At 71.2% G+C, this 11665-nt stretch carries 5 protein-coding genes; 2 read left to right on the forward strand and 3 right to left on the reverse strand.

Going from position 1 to position 11665, the window contains the following annotated elements; translation table 11 throughout:
• The first annotated feature begins 320 nt into the window (after positions 1–320).
• A complete protein-coding gene (gene gltB / locus AC07EQ_RS40825; protein WP_478393176.1) occupies positions 321–4871 on the forward strand; it encodes a glutamate synthase large subunit in 4551 nt (1516 codons plus the stop codon).
• The gene (locus AC07EQ_RS40830; protein WP_478393156.1) at positions 4864–6366 is read left to right on the forward strand and encodes a glutamate synthase subunit beta; all 1503 of its coding nucleotides are present in this window, start codon (positions 4864–4866) and stop codon (positions 6364–6366) included. The genes gltB and AC07EQ_RS40830 overlap by 8 nt, the downstream gene beginning before the upstream one ends.
• Positions 6367–6426: 60 nt before the next feature.
• Here AC07EQ_RS40830 and AC07EQ_RS40835 read toward each other — a convergent pair whose 3' ends face one another.
• From AC07EQ_RS40835 to AC07EQ_RS40845, 3 genes are all read right to left on the reverse strand, one after another.
• Entirely contained in the window at positions 6427–8562 is a 2136-nt protein-coding gene (locus AC07EQ_RS40835) for a helicase-associated domain-containing protein (protein WP_478393157.1), read from the reverse strand.
• Positions 8563–8618: 56 nt separating this feature from the next.
• Positions 8619–9104 carry a cupin domain-containing protein gene (locus AC07EQ_RS40840; RefSeq protein ID WP_478393158.1) on the reverse strand — a complete coding sequence of 162 codons (486 nt, stop codon included), beginning with the start codon at positions 9102–9104 and terminating at the stop codon, positions 8619–8621.
• Positions 9105–9188: 84 nt separating this feature from the next.
• Positions 9189–11477: a HelD family protein gene (locus AC07EQ_RS40845; RefSeq protein ID WP_478393159.1), complete on the reverse strand. Its 2289-nt coding sequence runs from the start codon at positions 11475–11477 to the stop codon at positions 9189–9191.
• Positions 11478–11665 lie beyond the last annotated feature (188 nt).

An 11665-nucleotide genomic window follows, 5' to 3' on the forward strand; every position in this document is an offset into this window, starting at 1 on the left:
CTACCCGGGGCGCGACCCAGCGGTTAAATTTGACGACGGACCGTGTTCGGAGGCGTTCGATCGCGAGCGCGGTAACCCAAACGAGTGTGTTACTACAAGATGGTCAGCATCACGCCCAGAGTGCTGCTTCCGGGTATCGCGGCTGTTAAAGTTCTCTAAACGCTCCGGTCACGAGCGGGCTTTCGAAAGCCCGAAAACTTCTGTCGTGCCGCCGGGAGCCATCTGCGGGCCAGCGTCGTCCCGTGCCCAGAAGTCATGAAGTCAGGTCAGGAATTGACCGGGGGCTTCCAGCACGAGAAATGACGAGGGAGGTCTGCGCAGTGGTCTTCTCCGCCGTCCCAGCAGCCCAGGGGTTGTACGACCCGGCTGCGGAACAGGATTCCTGCGGTGTCGCCATGGTCGCCGACATCCGCGGCCGCCGTTCCCACGGCATCGTCGCCGATGCGCTGACCGCGCTCGCCAACCTGGAGCACCGAGGTGCCGCCGGCGCCGAGCCGACCAGCGGTGACGGTGCGGGCATCCTCCTCCAGCTGCCGGATGAGCTGCTGCGCGCCGAGGCCGGCGTCGAGCTGCCGGAGCCGGACGAGGCGGGGCGGCACCGCTACGCGGCAGGCATGGCCTTCCTGCCCACCGATCCCGAGCAGCGCGCGCGGGTGGTGGAGCTGGTGGCGCGGGTCGCCGCCGAGGAGAACATGCGCGTCCTGGGCTGGCGCGACGTGCCGATCACCCCGGAGCGGGCCGGCGTGGGCAGCACCGCCCAGAAGTGCATGCCGCACTTCGCGATCCTGCTGGTCGCCGGGCACCACGGCGAGGCGGGCGTCGAGCTGGACCGGCTGGCGTTCTGCCTGCGCAAGCGCGCCGAGCGGGTGGCCGAGCAGGACGGGCTGGAGCTGTACTTCCCGTCGCTGTCCAGCCGCACCCTGGTCTACAAGGGCATGCTGACCACCGAGCAGCTGCCCGCCTTCTTCCCGGACCTCGGCGACGAGCGGCTGGTCAGCGCGATCGCGCTGGTGCACAGCCGGTTCTCCACGAACACCTTCCCGTCGTGGCCGCTGGCGCACCCCTTCCGCTACGTCGCGCACAACGGCGAGATCAACACGATCCGCGGCAACCGCAACCGGATGCGGGCCCGCGAGGCGCTGCTGGCCTCCGACCTGATCCCCGGCGACCTCTCCCGGCTGTACCCGATCTGCGCCGGCGACGGCTCGGACTCCGCCTCCTTCGACGAGGTGCTGGAGCTGCTGCACCTCGGCGGCCGCAGCCTGCCGCACGCGGTGCTGATGATGGTGCCGGAGGCGTGGGAGAACCACGCCGAGATGGACCCCGAGCGCAAGGCGTTCTACCAGTTCCACGCCAGCCTGATGGAGCCGTGGGACGGCCCGGCGTGCGTCACCTTCACCGACGGCACGCTGGTCGGCGCGGTGCTGGACCGCAACGGGCTGCGCCCGGCCCGCTGGTGGCGGACCGCCGACGACAGGGTGGTGCTCGCCAGCGAGACCGGCGTGCTCAGCCTCAAGCCCGAAGAGGTGGTCGCCAAGGGCCGCCTGCAGCCGGGCCGGATGTTCCTGATCGACACCGAGCAGGGCCGCATCGTCGATGACGAGGAGATCAAGTCCGACCTCGCCGGGGAGCACGCCTACGGCGAGTGGCTGCACTCCGGGCTGCTCAACGTCGACGAGCTGCCGGACCGCGAGCACGTGGTGCACACCCACGAGTCGGTGGTGCGCCGCCAGCTGTCCTTCGGCTACACCGAGGAGGAGCTCAGCCTGCTGCTCGCGCCGATGGCCACCGGAGCCGGCGAGCCGCTGGGCTCGATGGGCTCCGACACCCCGCCGGCGCCGCTGTCGCAGCGCTCCCGGATGCTCTACGACTACTTCGTGCAGCAGTTCGCGCAGGTCACGAACCCGCCGCTGGACGCGATCCGGGAGGAGATCGTCACCTCGGTGGCCCGCGTGATGGGGCCGGAGCAGAACCTGCTGTCCCCGTCGGCCGCGTCCTGCCGGCACATCGTGCTGCCCAACCCGGTGATCGACAACGACGAGCTGGCCAAGCTCATCCACGTCAACGACGACGGCGACCTGCCCGGCTTCGCCTCCGCCGTGCTCTCCGGTCTGTACGAAGTGGACGGTGGCGGCGAGGCGCTGGACGAGGCCATCGAGCGGATCCGCGAGGAGGCGTCCGAGGCGATCGCCGCCGGGGCGCGCGTGCTGGTGCTCTCCGACCGCGACTCCGACCACCGGATGGCGCCGATCCCGTCGCTGCTGCTGGTCTCGGCGGTCCACCAGCACCTGGTGCGGACCAAGGAGCGGCTTCGCGTCGCGCTGGTGGTGGAGAGCGGCGACGCCCGCGAGGTGCACCACGTCGCCACGCTGCTCGGCTACGGCGCCGCGGCGGTCAACCCGTACCTGGCGTTCGAGACCATCGAGGACATGATCGCCACCGGGCAGATCACCGGCACGCGGGCGAAGGTGGCGATCCGCAACTACGTTCAGGCACTGGTCAAGGGCGTGCTGAAGGTGATGTCGAAGATGGGCATCTCCACCGTCGGCGCCTACACCGCGGCGCAGGTCTTCGAGGCGGTCGGCCTGTCCGGGCAGGTCGTCGGCGAGTACTTCGAGGGCACCACCTCGAAGCTCGGCGGCGTCGGGCTGGACGTGCTGGCCGAGGAGGTCGCGCAGCGGCACCGCCGCGCCTACCCGGACAACCCGACCGAGCGGGTGCACCGCAAGCTGGAGGTCGGCGGCGACTACTCCTACCGCCGCGAGGGCGAGCTGCACCTGTTCACGCCGGAGACGGTGTTCCTGCTGCAGCACTCCACCAAGACCGGCGAGTACGACGTGTTCCGCAAGTACACGGCGGAATGCGACCGGCTGTCGGCCGAGGGCGGCACGCTGCGCGGGCTGTTCGAGCTGAACAGCGGCCGGGCGCCGATCGACATCGACGAGGTCGAGCCGATCTCGGAGATCATGAAGCGGTTCTCCACCGGCGCCATGAGCTACGGCGCGATCTCCGCGGAGGCGCACGAGACGCTGGCGATCGCGATGAACCGGATCGGCGGCAAGTCCAACTCCGGGGAGGGCGGCGAGGACGTCGACCGGCTCTACGACCCGGAGCGCCGTTCCGCGGTCAAGCAGGTCGCCAGCGGCCGGTTCGGCGTCACCAGCGAATACCTGGTCAACGCCACGGACATCCAGATCAAGATGGCGCAGGGCGCGAAGCCCGGCGAAGGCGGGCAGCTGCCCGGCCACAAGGTGTACCCGTGGATCGCCAAGACCCGGCACTCCACGCCCGGCGTCGGGCTGATCTCGCCGCCGCCGCACCACGACATCTACTCGATCGAGGACCTGGCGCAGCTGATCCACGATCTGAAGAACGCCAACGAGCACGCCCGGGTCCACGTCAAGCTGGTCTCCGAGATCGGCGTCGGCACGGTCGCCGCGGGTGTGTCCAAGGCGCACGCCGACGTGGTGCTGATCTCCGGCCACGACGGCGGCACCGGCGCCGCGCCGCTGACGTCGCTGAAGCACGCCGGCACGCCGTGGGAGGTCGGGCTGGCCGAGGCGCAGCAGACGCTGCTGCTCAACGGCCTGCGGGACCGGATCACGGTGCAGGTCGACGGCGGCTTCAAGACCGGCCGCGACGTGATCGTCGCCGCGCTGCTGGGCGCCGAGGAGTACGGCTTCGCCACCGCGCCGCTGGTGGTCGAGGGCTGCGTGATGATGCGCGTGTGCCACCTCGACACCTGCCCGGTCGGCGTCGCCACCCAGAACCCGGTGCTGCGCAAGCGCTACACCGGCCAGGTCGACCACGTGGTGAACTTCTTCGAGTTCATCGCCCAGGAGGTCCGCGAGTACCTGGCGGCGCTCGGGTTCCGCACCCTGGACGAGGCCATCGGCCAGGTCTCGGCGCTGGGCAAGGACGAGGCGATGGCGCACTGGAAGGCGCGCGGCCTGGACCTGACCCCGGTCTTCGCCGAGCCCGAGACGCCGTACTCGCCGGTGCGGCGCCGGGTCCGCGAGCAGGACCACGGCCTGGGCCACGCGCTGGACCGCACGCTCATCCAGCTCGCCGAGGCGGCGCTGGAGGACGCGCGCCCGGTGCGGCTGGAGCTGCCGGTGCGCAACGTCAACCGCACGGTCGGCACGCTGCTGGGCGCCGAGGTCAGCCGCCGCTACGGCGGCGACGGCCTGCCCGCGGACACCATCCACGTGGAGCTGGAGGGGTCGGCCGGGCAGTCGCTGGGCGCGTTCCTGCCGCCGGGCATCACGCTGGAGATGGTCGGCGACGCCAACGACTACGTCGGCAAGGGCCTCTCCGGCGGGCGGATCGTCGTGCGCCCGCACCCGGATTCGGCGTTCGCCGCCGAGGACCAGGTGATCGCGGGCAACGTGATCGGCTACGGCGCGACCAGCGGCGAGATCTTCTTGCGCGGCAAGGTCGGCGAGCGGTTCTGCGTGCGCAACTCCGGTGCGATCGCGGTCGCGGAGGGCGCCGGTGACCACGCCTTCGAGTACATGACCGGCGGTCGCGCGGTGGTGCTCGGCGGCACCGGCCGCAACGTCGGCGCCGGGATGTCCGGCGGCATCGCCTACGTGCTCGACCTGGACCCGGTCCGGGTGAACACCGCGATGGTGGACCTGCAGCGGCCCAGCGCCAAGGAACTGAAGTGGCTGCACGAGATCGTGCAGCGGCACCACGAACTGACGGGTTCGGCGGTGGCGGCCTCGCTGCTCGGCGACTGGCCGCGGCGTTCGGCGGCGTTCACCAAGGTGATGCCGCGCGACTACCAGCGTGTCCTGGATGCCATGCGGATGGCCAAGATCGAGGGCCGGGACGTGGACGAGGCGATCATGGAGGCTTCCCGTGGCTGACCCGAGGGGATTTCTGAAGCACGCGCGGGCCGACGCCCCCAAGCGCCCCGTCGACGAGCGGCTGGGCGACTGGCAGGAGGTCTACGCCGCGCTGTCCACAGAGGACCAGAAGGCGGAGACCGCCACGCAGGCCGCGCGGTGCATGGACTGCGGCATCCCGTTCTGCCACTCGGGTTCGGCCGGCTGCCCGCTGGGCAACCTGATCCCGGAGTGGAACAACATGGTGCGCCGCGGCCAGTGGCAGGACGCCGCCGAGCGGCTGCACGCCACCAACAACTTCCCGGAGTTCACCGGCAAGCTGTGCCCCGCGCCGTGCGAGGCGGGCTGCGTGCTGGCGATCTCGCCGGAGGCCGGCGGCGCGGTGGCCATCAAGCGGGTCGAGGAGACCATCGCCGAGGTCGGCTGGGCCAACGACTACGTCTCCGCCCAGATGACGGAGGCGCACACCGGCAAGCGGGTGGCCGTGGTCGGCTCCGGGCCGGGCGGGCTGGCGGCCGCGCAGCAGCTGACCCGCGCGGGGCACGAGGTGACCGTGTACGAGCGCGACGACCGCATCGGCGGCCTGCTGCGCTACGGGATCCCCGAGTTCAAGATGGAGAAGTCCGTCCTGGACCGGCGGCTGGCGCAGATGCGCGCCGAGGGCACCCGGTTCATCACCGGCTGCGAGGTCGGCGTCGACCTGACCATCGAGGAACTGCGCGCCGGTTATGACGCCGTGGTGCTCGCGGTGGGCGCCCTGCGCGGCCGCGACGACACCACGATCCCGGGGCGGGACCTCAAGGGCGTGCACCTGGCCATGGAGCACCTGGTGCCGGCGAACAAGGAGTGCGAGGGCGACGGCCCGACGCCGATCTCGGCGCAGGGCAAGCACGTCATCATCCTCGGCGGCGGCGACACCGGCGCGGACTGCTACGGCACCGCGACCCGGCAGGGCGCGCTTTCGGTGACGCAGCTGGACAACTACCCGCAGCCGCCGACGACCCGCGACGACGACCGGTCGCCGTGGCCGACCTGGCCGTACATCCTGCGCACCTACCCGGCGCACGAAGAGGCCGGCGAGCGGAAGTTCGCGGTGGCGATCGAGGCGTTCGTCGGCGACGGCGAGGGCAACGTGCGGGCGGTGCGGCTGCGCGAGGTGAAGGTGCAGCGCGACGAGAACGGCCGCCGGCAGGTCGTGCCGGTGTCCGACGAGGTCCAGGAGATCCCCTGCGACCTGGCGCTGCTGGCCATCGGCTTCGACGGTGTCGAGCACATGCCGCTGCTGGACGGCCTGGGCATCTCGCTGACCAAGCGCGGCACCATCGGCTGCGGCTCGAACTGGGAGACCACCGCGCCGGGCGTGTTCGTCTGCGGCGACGCGCACCGCGGCGCATCCCTGGTGGTGTGGGCGATCGCGGAGGGCCGCTCGATGGCCAACGCGGTCGACGCCCACCTCACCGGCGCCTCCCAGCTCCCGTCGCCGGTGCACCCCACGGCGCTCCCGCTGGCGGTGTGATCTTCCAGAACTGAAGAGGAAGCGCCCATCCGGTATCAATCCGACCGGGTGGGCGCTTCGTCATGTCGCCGGAAAGTCTGGCGGCATGATCCGGAAGTCGATCCAGGGACCGACCGGGAGCGCGGCTGCGGACGGAGTCTCGTCCGGTTGGGCCAGCAGGTGCTCGGCGAGTTCGCGGAGCCCGGCTTCCGCCGGCGGTTCCGGCGCAGCCGGGTGGAAGGGCTGTTCCACGGGCATCGGCGGGTGGTCGTCGACGGTGCGCTCGACCGCGACAGTGCCGTCGGTCTTCTGCTGCACCGGGGCATATCCCGCTTTCCGCAGCGCGGCCAGGGTCTCCTTCGCAGGTTTGCTCGATGCGAGCACGGTCGGCGCCAAGGCGTGCAACGACAGCTCGTGCAGCGAACGGCTTCCGCTGATTTCCAGCAGGAGGGCCTCCTCGCCGAGCACGCAGCAGCGCACGTTTCGGACCTGCAACTGGCCGAATCGCCGCCCGACATCCATGATCAGGTATTCCAGCGGTTGCGGCAGGTTCGTGTGGGCGATTGCGGTGAGCTTGTCGACCAGGTCGTCGGCGGTGTGGCCCTGGTCCATCGCTCGCCGGACGGATTCGGGGCTGAACCGCCAGGTCGATGCGGTGTCCCGGCCTTCGGGGTCGGCCATCAGGTTCAGGGTGGCGGCAAGTCGGCCGCTGGGCGTACCGGCCACCACCGCGGTCAGGTCCGCTTGCAGCAGCGCGGATTCCCGCGCATCGGGCAGTAGCCGCGTGGCGGCCGACAGCAGCGCTTCCTCGTCGGCCACGCAACGGCCCAATGTGGACAGTGCCCCGCAGGCGATCGCGCCGATGGCTTCGGCCTCGGCCCAGTTGACCTGGATGGGATCGACCAGGCAGTCCGCGCAGCAGTAGAGTACCGGTCGCTTCCAGGCCAGCTTCTCGCCGATCAAGTTCGGCTCGCCCAATGCGGCACTCGCTTCCCAACGGGAAAGCTCTGCCAGCAGGTCCATGCGGAACGTGCGGTCGAACGAGTTGGGGCGCGGTAGCAGCGCCGGATCGGGCTTGTCCATGACCTTGCTGAACATGGCCGCAGCCGGCTGCTTCCACCAGGCTCGCGCCAGGTGGGCGTAGCGCTGTGCGGGTGTTGCCTGCTGCCAATCATCGGCGAGGTTCGACGCAGTGACGCAGCCGGCTCCATCAATGCTGAGCAACTCGGCTGTGGCGGCAGTCTCCAACCAGAGCCGGACCTGGTGCTGGTCGGTCCGCAGGGCCTTGGCGACCTGCTTGAGCACCCGGAGGCCGACTCCGCCGTTCTGCAGCTGCGCCAGCGGGTTGGCGGCGCAGTGTTCGAGCAGCCGAGCCACTCCGTCGACGAATGCGGTTGCGGCCAACGTAGCCGCCTTGTCGATCTCGACGGGGTCGACCAGAGTGGTCGGCGGCATCGCGGGTTCGGGCCGGAGCACCGGTTTGTCCGCGGACTCGCGCAGAGCCAGCCCGATCTCGCGGGGCATTTCGAACGGGCCGCCGTCGCTGGCGTACTGGCTCTGACTGACCAGAAAGCCCCGGTCGACCAGCCAGCGTACCTCCGGGCTCCGCGGCGACGGGTCGCCGAGCGAGTAACCGAGGAGCGAGTCGGCGTGTGCCAACTGCACGGCGAGTTCAACGGCCGGGCCGGGTGCTTTCGCGAGCTCGGCGGACACCTTCGCCGGGTCCCGCATGAAATCTTCGATCCGCTGCACCGCGTCGGCCTTCCGCTTGGCGGGCGCCAATCCGAGGGCTTCGGCGATACCGCGGACGACATTGCTCACGTGCGGGTGGAGGAGCTGCGCGACCGGGCGGCCCAGCCCCGCGATGCGGGCGGCGCGCAGCGGTGCGGCAAGCCGGAACGCTCCCGGTGGGTTCGGCCGGATGAGGGCCTGTTCCTGCAGAGCCTGCAGTGCACGTTCGACTTCCGGGTCGTCGCCGAGCAACTTCTCGATCGCGCCGGAGGTGCACCCGTCCCCGAGGGTGCAGAGCGCTCCGAGCACCGCACTGCACCCGGAGTCGAGCTGTTCCAACGCGTGCTGCACAGAGCCGGGGGAGTCGAGGATGGCCGCCAGCTCGGGCAGCGAGCGGGCTCCCACTGCCTCGGGTCGGCTTTTCAGCAACGTAGCGAGGCCGTCGCGGCCAAGACTGCGAAGCCACCGGACGAAATCGGAATCCACCCGGCCGAGTGTGTCATGCGTGTTCTGGCGCCTTACCGGCGGTCAGATGGGACTGGTCAAGGCGTGTTCGGGGGAACCTGGTGGGAGCGGGTCCGGTAACGGCTGCGGAATTCGGCCAGCAGTTCGTCGGTCGTCTCGGCCCCGGCGCTCACGGCGGCGTGGACGTCGCGGAAGTAGTTCTCGTATCCGGCGGGGGTGTAGAGGCACAGGGCGCGTGCGGGGGCCGGGCCCGCATTGCGGAAGCCGTGCGGGGTGCCGCGGGTGGCGGCCAGCAGATGTCCGGGACCGGCCGTCACCTCGCCGTCTCCGTTGTGCAGCGTCAAATCGCCCTCAAGGACGTAGAAGTACTCGTCGTGCCCGTCGTGCACGTGCGGCCTGGCCCCGATGACGCCGGGAGCCAGGCTGAATTCCTCGAAGGCGAAGTGCCCGCCCGTGTGCTCGCTGGTGAGGCGGAAGAAGTGCGCGACACCGGCGACGTCGATGAGTTCCCCGTCCTCGGGACGGCGCAGCAGCGGACGGGCGGGCGCCTGATGATCGGTCATGAGGGCATTGTGGCCCAGGTGGCCGACGGTTTTGATGATCTTGGTGGGTCTCGCGCCGACGAGGGCGGGGCCGTGATGGTGTGGTCACATGCCGCGCAGGACCGCCGGGAGCTCATCCGGGTGGACCACGCCGAGGCGTTGCGTCGCCCGGGTCAGCGCCACGTAGAGGTCGTTCAGGCCGCGTTCGGAGTCCGCCACGATCGCCGCCGGGTCGACCACCAGGACCGAGTCGAACTCCAGGCCCTTGGCCTGGTCGACCGTCAGCAGGACGGCCGGTGCTTCCAGGTCGTCGGGCCGGGTGCCGATCACCGCCTCCGGCAGGGATTCCGCCAGCCGCGGCCCGATCCCGGCCAGCAGCTCCGGCGGCAGCAGCACCGCGAGCCTGCCCTCGCCGATCTCGCGCAGCTCGTCGGTGATCACCGACGGGAGCTCGGCGCCGAGGTCCACGGCCGGGATCCGGCGGGTCCACGGCCGGTGCCCGCTGGTGCGCACTGAGCGCGGCGTCACCAGGTCGGTGTCCATTTCGGACAGCACGTCGGCGGCGATGGCCATGATCTCGGCCGGGGTGCGGTAGTTGACGGTCAGCTCGACCAGCTTCCAGCGGTCCTGGACGTACGGGTGCAGCACCTCGTGCCAGGAGTCGGCGCCGGCCAGCGCGCCGGTCTGGGCGACGTCGCCGACCAGCGTCATCGACCGGCTCGGGCAGCGCCGCATCAGCACCCGCCACGCCATCGGCGACAGCTCCTGCGCCTCGTCGACGATGACGTGGCCGAAGGTCCAGGTGCGGTCGTCGGCCGCGCGTTCGGCGGCGGTCAGGTCGCTGCTGCTGCGGAACCGCTCGGCCAGCAGCTCGGCGTCGAGCACGTCGGAGACGCGCAGCCGCTCTTCGTCGGCCAGCTCCTCGTCCTGCTCCATGATGTGCAGAACGCCTTGCGCGTAGGCGAGTTCCTCGCGCTCCTGGCGTTCGCGTTCGGCCCGGGCCTGGGCGTCGTCCTCGCCGAGCAGCTCCGCGAGTTCGTCCAGCAGCGGCACGTCGCCGGGCGTCCACGGCGTGCCCGGCAGGCGCAGCAGCTCGTCGCGGTCGGCGTCGTCCAGGTGCTTGTGGGTGGCGGAGGCCAGCAGTTCCGGCGAGCACAGCAGGTCGTCCAGGAGTTCCTGCGGGGTGGTCTCCGGCCACAGCTCGTCCAGCGCCTTGCCCACCACCGCGTCGGCGCGCAGCTCGCGGTTGATCTCGTCGAGGTCGCGGCGGTCCAGCAGGTCGCGCCCGAGCCGGTCGGCGACCTGCAGGGTCAGCGCGGAGAACATCTCGTTGTGGAAGATCCGCCGGGCCAGGTTGTGCGGCTTGCGGGAGCGGCGGGCGCGGGTGCGCGCCTGCGTCGCGGTGCGCCGGTCGATGCGCAGCGCCTCCCGGTCGAAGGTGATCTCGGTGTAGTCGGCGGGCACCTGCTGCCGGTCGCGGACCGCGGTGGCGAGTACCTCGACCATGCTCGCGCGGCCCTTGATCTCCGCCGCCCGCGCGGATTCCACGCCGGTGGCGGTGATCCCCGGGTAGAGACCGCCCACAGTGGACAGCAGCACGCCGGTTTCGCCCAGCGACGGCAGGACCTGCCCGATGTAGCGGAGGAACGTCTGGTTCGGGCCGACCACCAGTACGCCGCGCTTGGACAGCTGCTCGCGGAAGGTGTACAGCAGGAAGGCGGCGCGGTGCAGCGCGACGGCGGTCTTGCCGGTGCCGGGACCGCCCTGCACCACCAGCACGCCGTTCATCCCGGCCCGGATGATCCGGTCCTGCTCGCCCTGGATGGTGGCGACGATGTCCTGCATCTGCCCGGTGCGGCGGGCGTCGAGCCGGGCCAGCAGCGTGGCCTCGCCGGCCAGGCCCAGGTCGCTGCCCTGCTCGGCGGTGTCGAGGTCGAGCACCTCGTCCTCGTAGTCGAGCACCTTCCGCCAGCTGGTGCGCAGGTGCCGCCGGCGGCGCACGCCGTCCCGCGCGGCGGCGGTGGCCAGGTAGAACGGCCGGGCCGCCGGGGCCCGCCAGTCCAGCAGCAGCGGCTCGTACTCGTTGTCCTCGTCGAACAGACCGAGGCGGCCCACGTGGAACGTCTCGCCGCCGTCGAGGTCCAGCCGCCCGAAGCACATCCCGTGCTCCACCGCGCTCAGCTGGGTGAGCTTGTCGGTGTACATCCTGGTGGAGATGTCGCGCTCGGTGCGCGCCTGCGGCGGCCCGCCGCTGTCCCGCAGCGTGTCCTTCAGGCGCTGCGTGGTTTCCTGCCGCACCGCGTCGAGCTTCGCGTACAGCATCGTGAGGTACTGCTGCTCGGCTGCGATCTCCTGCGTGCGGACGGCATCCCGATCGGCTCGGGCGTTGGACAATTCGCCACCTCGTGCTGGGAGGGTCGGGGGGAGAAGCCCGCGTGCGACGCGCAGGCCCGACCCGCCAATATACCTCGCCCGGCGTGCGCGGGCGGGGGGGGGGGGGGGGGGGGGGGGGGGGGGGGGGGGAGGGAAGGGGGGGGGGGGGGGGGGGGGGGGGGGGGGGGGGGGGGGGGGGGGGGGGGCGT

It is taken from the genome of Saccharopolyspora sp. NPDC045839 (genome assembly GCF_056431645.1).

Coding starts and splice junctions, on each gene's coding strand:
- AC07EQ_RS40840 (WP_478393158.1), bottom strand. CDS start 9,104: ATGACCGATCATCAGGCGCCCGCCCGTCCGCTGCTGCGCCGTCCCGAG.